Annotated in this window: 12 protein-coding genes and 1 pseudogene; 8 read left to right on the forward strand and 5 right to left on the reverse strand. The window is 69.1% G+C overall.

The features are described from left to right. Nucleotides 1-4 precede the first annotated feature (4 nt). Nucleotides 5-1,105 (reverse strand): annotated as a pseudogene (locus tag BLQ39_RS01670) (HNH endonuclease signature motif containing protein); the annotation flags it as partial. A 332-nt stretch (nt 1,106-1,437) separates the two neighbouring features. Between BLQ39_RS01670 and BLQ39_RS01675 the strand changes: the two are divergent. The 5 genes from BLQ39_RS01675 (at nt 1,438) to BLQ39_RS01695 (ending at nt 7,961) form a co-directional block, all read left to right on the forward strand. After that, nucleotides 1,438-4,044, forward strand: a complete 2,607-nt coding sequence (locus BLQ39_RS01675; protein WP_092321361.1) for a cation-translocating P-type ATPase — start codon at nt 1,438-1,440, stop codon at nt 4,042-4,044. 84 nt (nt 4,045-4,128) lie between these two features. Further along, complete coding sequence (locus tag BLQ39_RS01680) at nt 4,129-5,361, forward strand: alkaline phosphatase PhoX (RefSeq protein WP_092321362.1); 1,233 nt, start codon at nt 4,129-4,131, stop codon at nt 5,359-5,361. Between the two features lie 115 nt (nt 5,362-5,476). Next, the gene (locus BLQ39_RS01685) at nt 5,477-6,760 is read left to right on the forward strand and encodes an MFS transporter (RefSeq protein ID WP_241982772.1); all 1,284 of its coding nucleotides are present in this window, start codon (nt 5,477-5,479) and stop codon (nt 6,758-6,760) included. 42 nt (nt 6,761-6,802) lie between these two features. Further along, nucleotides 6,803-7,381: a hypothetical protein gene (locus BLQ39_RS01690; protein WP_092321364.1), complete on the forward strand. Its 579-nt coding sequence runs from the start codon at nt 6,803-6,805 to the stop codon at nt 7,379-7,381. A 127-nt stretch (nt 7,382-7,508) separates the two neighbouring features. Then, complete coding sequence (locus tag BLQ39_RS01695; protein WP_092321365.1) at nt 7,509-7,961, forward strand: DUF4383 domain-containing protein; 453 nt, start codon at nt 7,509-7,511, stop codon at nt 7,959-7,961. A gap of 35 nt (nt 7,962-7,996) precedes the next feature. Here BLQ39_RS01695 and BLQ39_RS01700 read toward each other — a convergent pair whose 3' ends face one another. Then, entirely contained in the window at nt 7,997-8,728 is a 732-nt protein-coding gene (locus tag BLQ39_RS01700) for a PIG-L family deacetylase (RefSeq protein ID WP_092321366.1), read from the reverse strand. Next, the gene (locus BLQ39_RS01705; RefSeq protein WP_241986893.1) at nt 8,725-9,954 is read right to left on the reverse strand and encodes a glycosyltransferase; all 1,230 of its coding nucleotides are present in this window, start codon (nt 9,952-9,954) and stop codon (nt 8,725-8,727) included. Before BLQ39_RS01705 ends, BLQ39_RS01700 begins: the two co-directional genes overlap by 4 nt. Nucleotides 9,955-10,064: 110 nt before the next feature. Here BLQ39_RS01705 and BLQ39_RS01710 point away from each other — a divergent pair, with 110 nt between their 5' ends. Then, complete coding sequence (locus BLQ39_RS01710; RefSeq protein ID WP_092321367.1) at nt 10,065-12,293, forward strand: HelD family protein; 2,229 nt, start codon at nt 10,065-10,067, stop codon at nt 12,291-12,293. Here the strand turns inward: BLQ39_RS01710 and BLQ39_RS01715 are convergent. Next, nucleotides 12,290-13,270, reverse strand: a complete 981-nt coding sequence (locus BLQ39_RS01715; RefSeq protein WP_198417060.1) for a 1-phosphofructokinase family hexose kinase — start codon at nt 13,268-13,270, stop codon at nt 12,290-12,292. The two genes, BLQ39_RS01710 and BLQ39_RS01715, sit on opposite strands and share 4 nt — an antisense overlap. 206 nt (nt 13,271-13,476) lie before the next feature. Here BLQ39_RS01715 and BLQ39_RS01720 point away from each other — a divergent pair, with 206 nt between their 5' ends. Both BLQ39_RS01720 and BLQ39_RS01725 read left to right on the forward strand, forming a co-directional pair. Continuing rightward, entirely contained in the window at nt 13,477-13,695 is a 219-nt protein-coding gene (locus BLQ39_RS01720; protein ID WP_135109217.1) for a hypothetical protein, read from the forward strand. Between the two features lie 176 nt (nt 13,696-13,871). Then, complete coding sequence (locus BLQ39_RS01725) at nt 13,872-16,460, forward strand: ATP-dependent Clp protease ATP-binding subunit (protein WP_092321369.1); 2,589 nt, start codon at nt 13,872-13,874, stop codon at nt 16,458-16,460. Between the two features lie 90 nt (nt 16,461-16,550). Here BLQ39_RS01725 and BLQ39_RS16325 read toward each other — a convergent pair whose 3' ends face one another. Continuing rightward, a complete protein-coding gene (locus tag BLQ39_RS16325) occupies nt 16,551-16,718 on the reverse strand; it encodes a DUF8730 family Cys-rich protein (protein ID WP_092321370.1) in 168 nt (55 codons plus the stop codon). Between the last annotated feature and the right edge of the window lie 55 nt (nt 16,719-16,773).

The following is a 16,773-nucleotide window of genomic DNA, read 5'->3' on the forward strand; positions in this document are numbered from 1 at the left end:
CAGGCTACCTCGGCTGGTCGGTCGCCAGGTCCGTGCCTGGTTCGCTGGTGAAGCTGCGTCCGGTGGGTGAGGTCCATTCGAGCCGTCCGTCGCCCAGGTGCTCCAGACGCCACCCGGTCTCGCTCTTAAGTGAGTGGCAACCGGGGCAGAGGTGGGCGAGGTTGTCGTGGGCCGTTCTGCCCTGGAACTGCCAGTCGAGCGAATGGTCGAGATCGGAGTGGGCGGCGGCCCGGTTGCAGCCGGGGAATCTACAGGTTTCGTCTCGGATGCGGAGCCAGCGTTTGAGATCTTTCGGGACCTTGTAGCTTGTGCGGCCGACCGAGAGCACCACCCCCGTTTCCGGATGGACGAGCAACCGGGTGAAGCTCGGTGCTCCCGAGGCCAGTCGCCGTGCCGTGTCCGGATCGATCGGACCGTAGCCCTCGAGGTGGCCGGCCTCCTCTGAGCGGCCCATCAGGGTCAGGACCGGGACGGTCACGTTGACCGTGGCGCGGATCCCCTTGCCGAGGCCGGAGGGGGTGACCCCGTCGATCAGGAGGTCGGTGAGGACATCCGTTCGCAGCTGGGTGAGCGTGCGGGGTTCGTCGGGCCCCTGCAAGCTCAGTGCCGCGGTGGTGACCCGGTCGTACGCGGACTGTACCCGGTCGACGCTGTCGTAGAGTACGAGTGAGGCCATCCCGTCCGCTTCGGCCTGGAAGTACGTCGCGCGGTCCGCGACGGATCGCTCGTGCCGGGCGGTGATCGTCTCGGGGTGCAGCCGCTCCCGCAGCTTCCGGGCGTTGTACTTGAGCTTGGCCGCGGTGAGCCGCCCCGCGGAGCGCAGCAGCGACGCCTCGAAGGCCGCCTTGGCCTCGTCGGGGACCGTCCAGGCCTGCCCGATCAGGACCTGCGCGTGACGGTAAGTGATCTCTCCGTTCTGTAGTGCTTCGCGGGTGGCCGGCAGGTCTTCGGTGAGGGCGCGGCTTTCGGCAATCAGCGTCTGGGCCGTGCGCTGCGGCACCCGGAGGGTGCATGCCAGTTCGCTGACGAATTCGCGTTCCGCCACTGTGGCGGCGTCCCAGCGCGACCCGGGAACGCGGGGCGCGTCCCCGGCGGTGGCCGCGCCGTAACGGCGGTGGCCGCGCCGTAACGGCGGGCCTCGTCGACCAGTTCGGCGCGACGCGCGAACGCCTGCGCGATCTGCCGGTCGGCGGCCGCGATGGCGTCGAAACGCACACCGCGGGCCTCCTGCTGGGCGATCAACGAAGCTGTCATGACAGTCACATTACGGGCAACCACCGACATTATGAGGCCTGTTGCTCAACCAGTGAATAACCCGGTCAAGTGCCTGATGTGGAGAACAGGAAGCTCAGGATTCCTGAGCTCGGTGCGCGTGGCTGGCTACGATGGGCGCACGGCAGGCAACTCGTTCGCTGCGCCGAAGAAGGGGTGGCGGCGATGACCGGACCGGCACAGCCACTCGCCCTGCTCGGGCTCACCGCGACTGAGGCCGAGCGGCGCCTGGCCGCCGACGGCCCGAACGAGTTGCCCACGGCCAGGCCGCGCAACCTGGTGCAGCAGGCCTGGGCGGTGATCCGGCAGCCGATGCTGCTGTTGCTGCTCGGCGCAGGCACGATCAACTTCCTCCTCGCCGAGCCGCTCGACGGCGTCATCCTGATGTCGTTCGTCATCGTCGTGATCTCGATCTCCATCTATCAGGAGCGCAAGACCGAGAACGCTCTCGCGGCGCTGCGAGACCTCTCCTCGCCGCGTGCACTGGTCATCCGCGACGGCGAGCAGACGCGCATTGCCGGGCGCGACGTCGTGCGCGGCGACCTCGTTCTGCTCTCTGAAGGCGACCGGGTTCCCGCCGATGCGGTGCTTTTCGACTGCGTCAACGTCTCCGTCAATGAATCCGCCCTCACCGGCGAATCCGTCCCGGTGCGGAAGACGGCCCTCGGCGCCGACCCGTCGGCCGCGGCGATGGGAGCGCCGGGCGGAGACGCCACCCCGTGGGTGTTCTCGGGCACGCTCGTGCTGAAAGGGCGTGCAGTCGCGCAGGTGTTGGGAACGGGGGCGAACACCGAGTTGGGCCGCATCGGCACGGCCCTGCGCACGATCAAAACGGAGCCCACGCCGCTGCAGCGGGAGATCGACCGGCTTGTGCGGGTCATCGCGGTCATCGGGCTCCTCGCCGCGACAGCCGTCGCCGTGATCTACGGTCTTACCCGGGGCGACTGGCTCGAAGGGCTGCTGGCCGGCATCGCGACGGCCATGGCGATGCTTCCCGAGGAGTTCCCGGTCGTGCTCACGATCTTCCTGGCCGTCGGCGCCTGGCGCATGTCGAAGAAGCATGTGCTCACCCGCCGATCGGCCGTGATCGAGACCCTCGGTTCGGCGACGGTCATCTGCGTCGACAAGACCGGCACGCTCACCATGAACACCATGACCGTGCGCGAGCTGATCGTGGACGGGGCGGCTTACCGGCTTGACGGGCCGATCCTTCCCGAGCGCTTCCACACCCTCGTGGAGTTCGCCCAGCTCGCCTCGCCGATCGACCCCTTCGACCCGATGGATCGGGCCTTCCAGGACCTGGCCGAAACCGTGCTCGTCGACACCCCGCACACCCACGCGGGCTGGGACCTGGTGCGGGAATACCCGCTGACCGAGAACCTCCTGGCGCTCTCCCACGTGTGGCGGGCGCCCGGCGGCACCGATGCCGGGCAAACCAACGCCGGGCCCACTGAGTACGTGGTCGCGGCGAAGGGCGCTCCCGAGGCCATCGCAGACCTGTGCCACTTCGATGATGAGCGGCTGGCCGCGCTCCTCGACCAGGTCGAAGCTGCGGCGGCCAACGGCCAGCGGGTACTCGCAGTGGCCCGGGCCCGCTTCAGCGGCCCGAGCGAACTCCCCGTGCAGCAGCACGACTTCGAGTTCGAATACCTGGGCCTCGCCGGACTGCACGACCCGGTTCGACCCGGCGTGCCGGAGGCCGTCGCGGAGCTCGCCGCTGCGGGTGTGCGCACCGTGATGATCACGGGGGACTACCCGGGCACGGCGCTGGCGATCGCGCGGGAGATCGGCCTGGACCACGCGCAGGGCTGCATCACCGGGCCGGAGCTGCGGCAGCTGGACGAGGCCGAGCTGGCCCGTCGCATCCGCACAGTCAGCGTGTTCGCCCGGATGGTCCCCGAGCAGAAGCTGCAGCTGATCCGTGCGCTCAAGGCCAACGGAGAGGTCGTCGGGATGACCGGTGACGGGGTGAACGACGCGCCGGCTTTGCGCGCAGCCGACATCGGCATCGCGATGGGCGCCCGGGGCACGGATGTCGCCCGCGAGTCAGCGGCGCTGGTGATCACCGACGACGACTTCGCCTCGATCGCCGGAGGCATCCGTCAGGGCCGCGGCATCTTCGACAATCTGCGCAAGGCGATGTCGTACATCATCGCCGTGCATGTTCCGATCATCGGCATGGCGCTGATTCCGGTTTTCGCCGGCGAGGGCTGGCCACTGGTGCTCCTGCCGGTGCTGATCGCCTTCCTCGAGCTGATCATCGACCCGGCCTGTTCGGTGGTGTTCGAGGCGGAGCAGGCGGACCCGGCGGTGATGGAGCAGAAACCGCGCGGCCTCGGCGAGCCCATGTTCGGCCGGCGCGTACTCACGATTGCCACCGTGCAGGGCGTGACCTCCCTCCTGGCGGTGCTGGCCGTCTACCTGTGGGCCGTGCTCGGGGACCGCCCCGACGACGTCGTGCGCTCGGTGACCTTCGCCACCCTCGTGATCGGCAACCTGGCGCTCATCCTGGTGAACCGGTCGTGGACCCTGTCCATCTGGCGAACCGTCAGGGAGCGCCGCAACCGGGCGGTGAAGTGGATTCTGCTGGGAGCCGGCGCGCTCCTGGCGCTGGTGTTGCTCGTTCCGGCGCTCAGGGACGCCTTCAACCTCGGCCCGATCGGGCTCGGGGACTGGGCGGTCGCCCTCGTCGCCGGTTTCGCGGGGGTGGCGTGGTTCGAGGTGTACAAGGCTCGCCGCAGGTCACCTCGTGTTCACTCCCGCGCCACGTGATGGCTGCCCACCGACCCCGGCACGACAGATTGCGCGAATAGCTTCGAGGGCGTTGCATCCATCCCCTCTCAAAGGAGTAGCGCCTTGCGCAAGAAGATTGCCGTCAGTGCCCTCGCGACCGTTGCCATCATCGGCTTCACTGCCCCCGCAGCGTTCGCCGCGAGCGGCCCAATCGATTTCACCCCCATCGCCGGATCCGCCTACGGCCAGGCGAGCTCCGACTGGACCGAGCCGTACGTCGTTCCGGAGGGCTACAGCCAGAGCCTCGTCAGCGACGAGACCGGGCTGGATGTCTACCCGGGCGTCGACGACCTGCACGACATGAACACCCAGAACGAGACCGGACCCGAGGCCGGCCGCTACCTGTTCAACACCTACGAGGTGAGCGCGAACGGCGCGGTCGGGGTGACCGACCTCACGACCGGCAAATCGAAGGTCATCGCCCAGCGCGCGGACTGGAACCGTCTCGACGGCATCGTCTGGACCCCCTGGGGCAGCCTTCTCGTCACCGAGGAGACCGAGGGAGGCAGGGTCTTCGAGGTGTTCCTCGACAAGGAGGACCCGACCAAGGTCGATCGAATCGAAGAGCGCGGCGAACTCGGAGCCCTGCGTCACGAGGGCATCGGTGTCGCGTCCGACGGCTCGGTTTTCGTCATCGACGAACTCAACGGCGGGTCGATCTACAAGTTCGTGCCCACGACCCGCGGTGACCTCTCGCAGGGCCGCCTGTACGCCCTCAAGCTCACCGGCTTGACGGATGCGGCCCAGAAGTGGAACTCTGCGACGTTTGCCGACAAGGTGGGCGCGTTCGAGTGGGTCGCGCTCGACCAGAACCTGGTCCGCACCGACGGGGATGCCGCGTCGAACGCCGCGAACGCAACCGAGTTCGGTCGCCCGGAGGACGTGCAGGTCATCGGCCAGACCCTCTACGTGGCGAACACGTCCGAGGACCGCGTGGTTGCGATCGACCTGAAGAAGCTCACCGTGAGCAGCTTCGTGCAGGCCGGCGTCAACGTCCCGGTCGAGAACAAGGCAGCCGGCGTGACCGGGCTCAACAGCCCCGACAACCTGGCCGCCGGCCCCGACGGTGCGCTCTGGATCGTCGAGGACAACGATTTCAGCGACGTCTACCGGGCCGGCAAGGACCTGGACAAGGACGGCTCGGCCGACAGCGTCGAACTCTTCGCCTCGCTGAAGGATGAGCACGCCGAGACCACCGGCATCTACTTCGGCAAGAACCCGAAGGAGCTGTTCGTGTCGGTGCAGCACCCCGACAAGGAGCTGGCCGACGGCATCTGGAAGATCACCCGCGACTAGCGCTGAACGATCCGCCGACAGGGGCGGCGAGGCCGACCGGCCTCGCCGCCCCTGTCGCATGATTGCCCGGAGTAGGATGCGCATGCGCATTTTGCCGGGCGGACGGAGGCCTCGAGTGAAGTCGGGAGCCCCGCAGTGGACGGCCTGGCAGGTTGTGGTCGGATTCGGCGCGATCAGCCTCATGGTCGACGTGGTCGCCGACGGCGCGCGCTCCGTTGCCGGCCCGTTGCTCGGCGAGCTCGGGGCCACGGCCCTGGTCGTTGGCCTGGTGACCGGCGCGGCCGAGGCCCTCGGTTACACCCTGCGGCTGGCCACCGGCCCCCTGGTCGATCGCACCGGCCGATACTGGGGTTTCACGATCGTCGGATACGCCGTGACCGGGCTGAGTGTGCCCCTCCTCGCGTTCACCCCGTTCCTGGGCGCGATCGGGCTCTCGGTGGCCGCCACGCTCATCCTGCTCGAGCGCACGGGCAAGGCTGTGCGCACCCCGGCCAAGACGGTCCTGCTCGGCTTCGCGGCCGGCGCCGTCGGCCGCGGGCGCGGGTTCGCCGTGCACAAGCTGTTCGACCAGCTCGGCGCTTTCGGCGGCCCACTGCTCGTCGCCGCTCTCATCGCCACGACCGGGAGCCTCTGGCCCGCGTTCGCGGCGCTATCGATTCCCGCAGTGCTCGCGTTCGCAATGTTGTTGTGGATGCGAAGCCGGGTGCCGGACCCGAGCGTGTACGAGCCCGGACAGGTCTCCGACGAGACTGCGGTTGCCGGGCGGGAGGACGAAACCGAGGCCACGGTGCGTGGCGGGGCCGCGGCACCCGTCGGGAGCGCCGGGCAGGACGGCCTGCCGCTCACCTTCCTGCTCTTCTCCGTCTCGACCGGATTGATCATGTTCGGGCTGGTGGGCTTCGGCGTCATCTCGTTCCATCTCATCGACTCGGACCTGGTCGAGCTCGCCGCTGTGCCGCTGGTGTTCGCGGCCGGTACGCTCGCCGCCGCGGCGGCGGCCCTCGGCAGCGGCTGGGCCTACGACCACATCGGTGGAGCGGTGCTGCTCGTTGTCCCGTTCCTCGTGGCGGGGGTCCCGGCGCTCTCGCTCTCCCCGACACTGGCGGGGGCGCTGCTCGGTGTGGTTCTCTGGGGTGCGGCCATGGGCGTCCAGGACTCGACGGTGAAGGCGCTGGTGGCCGATCTGGTGCCCTCGCCTCGGCGCGGCACCGCGTACGGGGTGTTCGCGGTGTTCCAGGGCGCCGGCGCCTTCGCGGGCGCCGCGTTCGCGGGCGCGCTCTACCCGGATGCGGCGCAGTTGAGCCTGATCACGGTGCCGGCGCAGGCGGTCGCCCTGGTGCTGCTCATCGCGGTGGTCCGACGCCAACGACGGCTGGCGAGGGTCCCCGCCCCGGACTGAATCCCACCGTGTCGGCGCAGTAGGATCGGGTGAGACCTGCCGATGACACATTCGAAAGCCGCCCCGCCGCCCGTCAGACGCATTGTCGACGAAGGCCTGCTCATCGCGATTTCCGCGGTGCGCATGGCGGTGAAGAACGCCATCATCGTCGGTGCCCTGCGCGAGCACAACGACTACGATCCGGCCAGGTATGCCCGGGCGGCGCAGCACGAACTGCACGTGCTCGCACGCCAGAACGAGGAGTACGGCAAACGCGTGCGCGGGCTCAGGAAGGTGCTCGCCCGGTCCGGGCGGGTGCACCTGCTCACCGAAGACGAGCGAGCCGACATCAGTCAATTCGCGCTTCGGCGCCGTGTGCACAAGAAGCTCGCCCTCGCCCTGGACGCCGTGGCCGCCGATGACGCCCAGGTCGCCCGCATCGTTGAGGATGCCCGACAGGCCGCCAGCGCGGAGATCCGTGACGCAGTGTCCGCACGGCTCATCCGGCTGGCCATCGATCGGCGGGATCCCGACTACGAAGAGCGACGTGCCGAGCGCATCGAGGTGTTCAAGCTTGTGAACCTGGCCCTGCTGAAGGCGGCGCATTCCGCCCGGAACGGCACAGCCCACAACGAGTACTGACGCCGGCCGCATTGCGGCCGGGACGCATCGTCGCCAGGGGGCTTGCGGGGCGCGCAAACCGAGAGAATGCTGGGGGTGTTCCTCGGAATATTCACGAATCCATCGTGACTTTGATAGGAGGCACCTCATGTTTAAATCCCCGAACCGCATCCTCGGGATCATCTTCGGAGCGGTCTATATCCTGGTCGGCCTGTGGGGCTTCACGGTGACCAGCACCGTCGGATTCATGACGACGTCCGGCGAATTGCTCATCGGGGTCTTCGAGGTCAACCCGCTGCTCAACGTGGCCCACCTGATCCTGGGTGCCGCCCTGCTGATCGCTGGACTGGCCGGAGTGATGGCGGCGAAGATCGCCAACGGCACGGTCGGTGCGCTGCTTCTCGTCGTCGGCATCGTCGGGTTCTTCATTGTGGACACGACGATGAACGTCCTCGCCCTGAACACGGCCGACCACTACCTGCACCTGGTGAGCGCCGTTGTGCTGGTGGCGGTTGCACTGGCCGCGGAACGGACCCTGACGAGTGACGCGATGGCGCCCGCAGAGCAGCGCGCCCAACGCCGCACCAGCGACACCGACTAGCCGATCGACACCGACTAACATCGACACCGACTAACTCAGAGCAGGCGCAAGCCGACGGATGTCGTGATCGGCTCCCTCTGCCCTCCGGAGTGCACGATGTCGGAACCGTGGACGGTGAGCTGGCTGGCGTGGCACCGCAAGGCCGCCGTCACGGTTCCGACGTGCGCGTCGAGGCCGAACCACTCGGTTTCGAGGCCGGGGGTGTGCACGATTTCGGCGAACGGGGTGCCGTGGGCTCGGGCGGCCGCCAGCGCGGCCTCGTGCATGCGCACGTGGTCGGGGTGGCCGTAGCCTCCGCCGCTGTCGTAGCTGATCACCAGTGTCGGGCGCAGGTGCGCGATGAGGGCGGCGACATCATCCGTCACCTCGCCCAGCGCCGTTCGCACCAGGGCGTCGTCGTCGGTGTCCTCCGCGGCTCCGGCGAGTCCGGGTCGGATCCAGGTCATTCCCGAATCGCGGTAGCGTCGAGGCGCGAGGCCGTCCGCGCGCGCCGGAGGATCGCCGAGCCAGAACCGCCGGGCGATGCCGAGGGTGTCCGCGGCACGCTGCAGTTCGCGTTCGCGTTCTCGGGTGAGCGCATCCGTGCCCGCGAGGGCCGACAGCGGCCCCCGCACCACTTCGCCTCGTTCGCCTCGCGTTGCGGTCAGCAGCGAAACCCTGGTGCCGCGCGTGACCAGCTCGGCGATGAGCACCCCCGTTGAAATCGTCTCGTCGTCGGGATGCGCGTGCACGAACAGAACCGACGGCGCGGCGTCGAGAATGCTCATGCGCGGGCGAGCGTGTGCCGCACGCTGGTCGGACCCGGCCGGAGGAGGGCGGCGTACACGGTCAGCAGGCCTTCGGCGGAACGCAGCCAGTCGAAGTGTTCGGCGCGGTCGCGGGCGGCCAGGGACAGCCGCCGGGCCAGCCCCGGGTCCGCCAGGATCCTGGTGATGGCCTCGGCCCACGCGGCGGGGTCGCGCGACTCGACGACCAGGCCCGTCTCGCCGTTGACGACGGCTTCCCGCAGGCCCCCGGATGCCGCGGCGACGACGGGCACGCCACTCGCCGCGCCTTCCAGGGCAACGAGCCCGAACGTCTCAGAGTGCGAGGGGATGAGCACCACGCGGGCGCCGCGCAGCAGCGCCGCGAGGTCGGTGCGGGGCTGCGGGCCGACGAAGCGCACCCCGGCCCCGATCCCGCGGCCGGCGGCGAGCGCCCGGAGCTCCTCCACGTAGCCGTCGAAATCGGACGAGGCGTCGCCGGCGATGACGAGTTCGGGCCGGAGAGGCTCCGGCACTGCCGCGATCGCTTCGATCGCGAGGTCAAGGCCCTTCAACGGCTGCAGGCGCGCGGCGACGACGGCGTAGCCGCGGCCGTGCGACGGTTCGACTGCCGGGCGGAACAGCGTGCCGTCCACCCCGGGCGGCACGACCGCGATGCGATCCGCTTCGCCGCCGAGGCGTTCCACGACGGTCGCCGCCTCTGCGTCGCTGATCGCCACGACGGCATCCGACTCCCGGGCCAGCCAGGCCTCACCCATCATGCGCCCCGCGGATTCCGCGCGTTCGCCCCAGGACAGCGGCGTCGACTCGTCGGCGGCAATGCTGTGAAAGCTCTGCACATGCGGAATCCCGAGTTGGCGGGCGAGGGGGAGCGCCGCCATGCCCGAGAACCAGTGGTGCGAGTGGATGAGGTCGTACGGTCCCAGCGCGGCCATGCGTATCCGGAACTCATCGATGAACGCCTCATGGTCGCCCTTGGCCACCGGTTCGGCCGGTCCCGCGTCGAGGAAGCGCAGCGTGACCCCGGGCGTGAGCTGCTGGTCGCCCGGCGCCTCGAACGACGAACGGCGGGTGAGGATGTCGACGGTGTGACCCAGCGACGCCATCGCCTCGGCCTGGTGGCGCACGACGACATTCATGCCGCCGGCATCGCCCGAGCCGGGCTCGGCGGCCGGCGAGGTGTGCAGGCTGACGAGTGCGATGCGCAAGGGAGCTGGGGAGTGGAGCACCCGGGAATCTTAACCGATGGGGGTGTGAATCACCCGGCCCGCAGAGGGGCTGTCCGGGGTTCGGCGCGAAGGCGAGTAAACTCAAAGGTTGGATTTGAAGGGGTGTGTGAGTGGTCGACCAGGAACTGCAGCGGGAACAGGACTATGTCGCGACGCTGTACGCGCGGCTGGACGCGTTGCAGCGTGAGGCCGAGCAGCAGCTCACGGCCGTGCGCATGCTCAATGTCGGCGGCAACCACCAGTCTCGTTCCGAGCGCGACACGTTCGCCCGCCTGTATGAAGACCGGATCGTGCAGCTGCGCGAGGTGGACGACCGCCTCGCCTTCGGCCGGCTGGAGACCGCACCCGACGAGAGCGGCGAACCGGTCTACCGCTACATCGGACGGGTCGGCCTGCGCGACGAAGACCTGAGCCCCCTGCTCCTGGACTGGCGCGTGCCGCAGGCGAGCGCGTTCTACCAGGCCACCGCCGCGACGCCGCTCGGGGCACGGGCCCGCCGCCACCTGCTGTCCAAGGGGCGCCGGATCATCCGGATCGAAGACGAGATCCTCGACGCCGAGCTGCTGGAGCGCGATGCGGCTTCGAACCACCAGGGCGAGGGTGCCCTGCTCGCCGCCCTGACCGCGCAGCGCACCGGGCACATGTCCGACATCGTCTCCACCATCCAGGCCGAGCAGGACCGGATCATCCGCTCCGACCTCAAGGGTGTCCTCGTCGTGCAAGGGGGGCCCGGCACCGGCAAGACCGCCGTGGCCCTGCACCGCGCGGCGTACCTGCTCTACACGCACCGCGATCGTCTGAAGAACTCCGGTGTGCTCATCGTCGGCCCGTCCCCGTCCTTCCTGCAGTACATCGAGGCCGTCCTGCCGTCGCTGGGCGAAACCGGCGTGGTACTGGCCTCGGTCGGCCAGCTCTACCCCGGCGTCGAGGCGACCCGCGAGGACGCCCCGGCCGTGGCCGCACTCAAGGGCCAGACCTTCATGGCGGATCTCATCGCCCGCGCGGTGAGATCCCGCCAGCGTGTGCCCGCAGCCCCGCAGCAGCTCATCGTCAACGGCGACCGGCTGACCCTGCAGCCGCAGCTGATCGAGAACGCCATCCATCGCGCCCGGGTGGGCGGCAAGCCGCACAACGAAGCCCGCGTCGCCTTCGTGAAGAGCGCGCTGAACGCCCTCTCTCGCGAGTGGCTCGCGCAGCTGCAGGCGCAGGGCCGGTCGATGGACGACACAGACCTGCCCATGCTGCGCGAGGACCTCCGCCTGGCCGACGACGTGCGGGTGGCCCTGAACACGGCCTGGCTGCCGCTCACGCCGGAGAAGCTGCTGCAGGACCTGTACGCACGCCCGCAGTGGCTCGCCCAGCTGACCCCGCGCTGGAAGCCCGAGCAGCGCGCGCTCCTGCAACGCCCCCGCGACGCCGAGTTCACGATCGCCGACATCCCCCTGCTCGACGAGGCGGCCGAGTATCTCGGCGAGTACAACGTCGTCGACGCGGCCGCGAAGCGAGCGCAAAAGGAACAGCGGGCGCGCGACATCGAGAACGCCGAACTGGCCATCTCGAACATGAAGGTGAAGGGGCTCGTCAACGCGAAGGCGCTCGCCGACAACTTCGCCGAACTGGGCGATCGGGCGACGACGGCGGAACGCGCCGCGCTGGACCGCAGCTGGACCTACGGCCATGTCGTGATCGACGAAGCCCAGGAGCTCTCTCCGATGCAGTGGCGGCTTGTCTTGCGCCGCGGTCCGCTCCGGTCGTTCACGATCGTCGGCGACATCGCCCAGGCGGCGTCGGCGGCGTCGGCCGGCAGCTGGAAGGACGCGCTCAGACCCGTCCTGCAGTCGTCGCTCGAAGCCGACCGCTGGCGTCTCGAGGAGCTCACCGTGAACTACCGGACCCCGAGCCAGATCGCCCAGGTCGCCGAGACCGTGGCGATGGCGCACGACCTGCCGATCACGCCGTCCCGCGCGGTGCGCGCGAGCGAATGGCCGGTGGAGACGGTGACGGATGTCGCCGAGGCCATCCGTCGCGACCGCGCCCTCGAGGCCGGCGGGACCCTCGCGGTGATCGTCGTCGACGCCGCCATCGATGCCCTGCACGAAGCGCTGGCCGCCGAATTCGACGGCCTGGTGGGCCGCGGGCCGGCCGGCCTCACGCGCGACATCGCGCTGCTCACCCCGCGGGACGCCAAGGGGCTCGAGTTCGATGCGGTGATCGTGGTCGATCCGACGGCCATCGTCGCGGCATCCGAGCGCGGCGCCGGCGCCCTGTACGTGGCGATGACCCGGTCAACGCAACGCCTGTACCTGGTCTCCGACGGGCCGCTGCCGGCCGGTTTCTAGACCGACTGGGCCGTCCGATCCGCCAGGGCAGCGAGTTCCGCTTCCAGGCGTTCGACGTCGTCCCGGTGGCACAGTTCGGTTCCCGGCGTCATCGTGGTGGCCGTTCCGGCGGCAACGGCAGAGCGGAAGGCCGAATCCGGCTCATGACCCTGCGCCATCCGCAGCACGAACGCGCCGACGAAACTGTCGCCGGCCCCCACGGTGCTCCGCACGCGCACGCGCGGCACGGGGAGACGGAGGATCCCGGTTGACGAGGCGAGCACGGCTCCCGCCGCACCCAGCGAGAGGGCGACGAATTCCGCCGAACCCTGGGCGACGAGGGCGGAAGCCGCCTCGACCTGGCTCTGCTCGGAGTCGAGCGGCGCACCCATGTGCTCAGCCAGTTCGCGCCGGCTGGGTTTGACCAGGAACACTCCTTCCGCGAGGGCTTCGGCCAGCGCCGGACCGGAGGCATCCACCAGGCATCGCGCATCGCGTGCGCGAGCCAGGCTGGCCACCCGCGCGTAGAAATCGTGGGGAACCCCCGGCGGCAGGCTGCCGCTGGCGACCACGTACCCGGCCGCCGGGATCGCCTCCTCGACGGCCGCCAGGCAGGCACGCCACTCGGCTTCACTCAGCTCGGGCCCCTGCAGCACGAAGCGATACTGCTTGTCCGTGGACGACTCGTCCACCGTGAAGCTCTCTCGCGTGCTCCCGGCTATCGGCACCGCCACCGCCGGCACTCGTTCGGCTTCGATCAGCTGGCGGTAGGCCTCCCCGGTGGGACCGCCCACGGCATAGACCGCGAGCGCCTGCCCGCCGAGCCGCTGCACCACCCGGGCCACGTTGACCCCGCCGCCGCCCGGGTCGAGTCGGGTCGGGCCGCAGCGCAGCTTCTGGTCGTTGGTCACCTCGTCGATGGAGGTGCTGACGTCGAGGGCCGGGTTCACGGTGACGGTGAGGATCGGCCGCATCGACGTGGGCCAGGATGCAGCCATGACCCGGTCCTCCATCCGTTTCGAGGGCTCCGGGATCGCGAGTCCAGCGCCCCATCAGTGTGCGAGCAAATCTCACCTTGGGGGATCGTGACGCCATCGTCAAGCCCCTTGTTCGCCTCATCGGCATCTTGTGTACTTGATTTCACCAACAAACCGGAGGCGTCATGGATGGCAATGTTTTTGCGAACGGATCTGATCTTGAAATCGTGGAGATCTCCCCGACCGAATGGCGAGTGAGCGCCCAGGGCGTTGCGGAGCAGACTCCTGCGGCGATTCTCGGCTTCATCCGGCAAGTTGGAGCCTTTTTCGAGGTGATGAGCCTCGACCGGTGGCGGGAAAGGACCTACTTCTCCTCGTTCACGCGAGCCGCGGAGACTCTCGCGCAGGGGATGAGAGCACGCATGAACGAAGCGGTGATCGCCTAGGCGCCACAGCATGAGCGAAGTCGCCCCCGAGGATGCTCGGGGGCGATTTCTCATTTGCCGGGCCCGCCGGTCCAACCACGTCCCGGGTTCCGGAGGATTGTGCGTCGGGAATGAAACGCCGCCTGCGACGTTAACTTGAGTCAAGGCAACTCAAGTTTCACGTCCCAGGAGGTCAGATGCCCATATTCTTCGGTCCGGCAGGGTCAGGCGAGGGTTCGTTCGACGAATTCATCGCCCGCTACCTTCAGGGTCAGCCCGCGGCTCAGTCCGGGCGTCCCATCGACATCACCCGGCTGCTCAGCCGCCGCACGCACGAGGTGCTCGCCCAGGCCGCCCAATTCGCGATCGACCACGGCCACCCCGACGTCGACGCCCTGCACATCCTCAGGGTCATGGCCCCGCAGACGCCCGCCTCCGACGCCATCCGGCGCACCGGGGCGGACCCCGCGGCCATAGCGAAGGCAGTCGAGCAGCGTCTGCCGGAAACGTCGGCCCAGCGGTCGGCGGCCGCGCCGTCGCTCACGCACTCGGCCCAGCGCGCACTGCTTGATGCCCACCAGGTCGCGCGCGCCTTCGGCTCGACCTACATCGACCCCGAGCACCTGTTCTACGCATTCGTCGTGAACCAGGATGCGCCCGCGGGGCAGGTCCTGGCCGCCGCCGGGGTGACGCCGGAATCGCTGCAGGCGGGCGCGGGCGAGGACCAGGCGGGTGACACGGTCACGAGCCGGCCGGCGGCATCCGAGAACTCCGACACGCCGATGCTCGACAGCTACGGCACGGACCTCACCGCGCGGGCCCGCGCGGGCGAACTCGACCCGGTGATCGGCCGCTCGGATGAGATTGAGCAGACCATCGAGATCCTCTCGCGGCGCACCAAGAACAACCCGGTGCTGATCGGCGAGGCCGGCGTGGGCAAGACCGCCATCGTCGAAGGCCTCGCGCAGGCGATCGTCGACGGCCAGGTCCCCGAACAGCTGCGGGGAAAGCGTGTGATCGCGCTCGACCTTGCCGCCATGGTCGCCGGTACCCGCTACCGCGGCGATTTCGAAGAACGCCTGACCGGCCTGATGGATGAGATCAGCGCTCGCACGGACGAACTCATCGTGTTCATCGACGAACTGCACACCGTCGTCGGTGCCGGCGGCGCCGGCGAGGGCGGCATGGATGCCGGCAACATCCTGAAGCCGCGCCTGGCCCGCGGAGAACTGCACGTGGTCGGGGCCACCACCCTGAAGGAATACCGCAAGGTCGAGAAGGACCCGGCGCTGGAACGACGCTTCCAGCCGGTACGGGTGGGGGAGCCGAGCATCGAGGATGCCGTGCAGATCCTCGCCGGGCTGCAGGGCCGTTACGAGCAGCACCACGGTGTTCTGTACACCGCCGAGGCGATCCGTGCCGCGGTCGAGATGTCGGCGCGCTACATCACCGACCGCTTCCTGCCGGACAAGGCCATCGACCTCATCGACCAGGCCGGCGCGCGCCTGCGGCTGAAGCGGGGCGTGCGCGTCGATCCGGCCGCGTTGCGCGAGCAACTCGCGGCCCTCGAGACAGCCAAGAGCGCAGCCGTCGCTGCGGAGCACTATGAAGAGGCGTCGCGGCTGCGCGACGAAATGGAGGGCGTCCAGGGGAAGATCGCGTCCGCCGAGTCGGCACCTGTCGCGGATGCCTCGGACTCCCAGGCGCCACCGACCGGGATTGGACCGGCGGTCGTCGGAGACGCGCAGATCGCCGAGATCATCGCCCGGGCCACGGGCATCCCGGCCAGCCGGCTCACCGCGGGCGACCGCGAACGCCTGGGCCGGCTGGAAGACGACCTGCACGAGCGGGTCATCGGTCAGGATGACGCGGTGACGGTGATCGCCAAGGCCGTGCGGCGCAACCGCACCGGCATGGGAGACGCCCGCAGGCCCGTCGGAAGCTTCCTGTTCCTCGGACCGACCGGCGTCGGCAAGACCGAGCTCGCCAAGGCCCTGGCCGAATCGTTGTTCGGCGACGAGAATGCGATGCTGCGCTTCGATATGAGCGAATTCGGCGAACGGCACACCGTGAGCCGGCTCGTCGGGGCTCCTCCCGGGTACGTTGGCTACGACGAGGCCGGGCAGCTCACCGAACGCGTGCGGCGCAACCCGTACTCGGTCGTGTTGCTCGACGAAGTGGAAAAGGCGCACCCCGACGTGTTCAACCTGCTGCTGCAGGTGCTCGATGACGGGCGCCTGACCGATGGGCAGGGGCGCACGGTGGACTTCCGCAACACGGTGGTGATCATGACCTCGAACATCGGGTCGGAGTTCCTCGCGAGTCGGAGCGGCGCCCTCGGTTTCACCACGGAAACCGACGGCGCCGGGAACGGTTTCGGTTCTGAGAAGGCGCTGCGCGACCGGGTCATGGGCAAGCTCCGCGAGGCCATGCGGCCGGAGTTCCTCAACCGGATCGATGAGATCGTCCTCTTCCGCAAGCTCGACCGGGAGCAGTTGCACCGGATCGTGCGGCTGCTGCTGGGCCAGACCGAATCGCGCCTCCAGTCCCAGGGCATCGGCCTCACGGTGAACGATGATGCGGTCGACTGGATCGCCGACCGCGGCTACGAACCGGAGTACGGGGCCCGGCCCCTGCGCCGGGTGATCCAGCGCGAGCTGGACGACCGGATCGCCGATCTCCTGGTCGCTTCCGAGCTGCAGGAGGGCGGGCAGGTCACGGTCTCCGTCGACGGTGACTCGCTGCGCATCGACGCGGGCACGGAACGGATGCCCCTGGCGGCGTAGACCGAGAGGGGAAACGAAAAGCCAGGAACATACCTTGATGGTATGTTCCCGGCTTTTCGTTGATCCGGGCCGCAGTGGCGGCCGGAGGACTCAGCGGGAGAACAGCCGGGTGAAGAAGTTTCCGGCAGGCGCGGGGTCATTCTCGTGCCCGCGGCACCTCTGCGCGCTGGACACGCCTCGCATGACCTGGTCGACATGCTGACCGCAGCCCGCCCAGGTCGTCTTGCCACACTTCTTACACGTTACTGCTCGGCACATCCGATGTTCCTTTCGTCAAGCTGTCTCCGCCGACTATACCCCATGGGGTATCGAG

Origin of the sequence: Cryobacterium psychrotolerans (assembly GCF_900101115.1) — a bacterium.
In the GTDB taxonomy this organism is placed as follows: Bacteria; Actinomycetota; Actinomycetes; order Actinomycetales; family Microbacteriaceae; genus Cryobacterium; species Cryobacterium psychrotolerans.

What these genes read in the sequence shown, in the direction of transcription:
- BLQ39_RS01690 (WP_092321364.1), top strand. Translation starts at nt 6,803, where the DNA reads ATGACACATTCGAAAGCCGCCCCGCCGCCCGTCAGACGCATTGTCGAC.
- BLQ39_RS01715 (WP_198417060.1), bottom strand. Translation starts at nt 13,270, where the DNA reads ATGGCTGCATCCTGGCCCACGTCGATGCGGCCGATCCTCACCGTCACC.
- BLQ39_RS01675 (WP_092321361.1), top strand. Translation starts at nt 1,438, where the DNA reads ATGACCGGACCGGCACAGCCACTCGCCCTGCTCGGGCTCACCGCGACT.
- BLQ39_RS01700 (WP_092321366.1), bottom strand. Translation starts at nt 8,728, where the DNA reads ATGAGCATTCTCGACGCCGCGCCGTCGGTTCTGTTCGTGCACGCGCAT.
- BLQ39_RS01725 (WP_092321369.1), top strand. Translation starts at nt 13,872, where the DNA reads ATGCCCATATTCTTCGGTCCGGCAGGGTCAGGCGAGGGTTCGTTCGAC.
- BLQ39_RS16325 (WP_092321370.1), bottom strand. Translation starts at nt 16,718, where the DNA reads ATGTGCCGAGCAGTAACGTGTAAGAAGTGTGGCAAGACGACCTGGGCG.
- BLQ39_RS01695 (WP_092321365.1), top strand. Translation starts at nt 7,509, where the DNA reads ATGTTTAAATCCCCGAACCGCATCCTCGGGATCATCTTCGGAGCGGTC.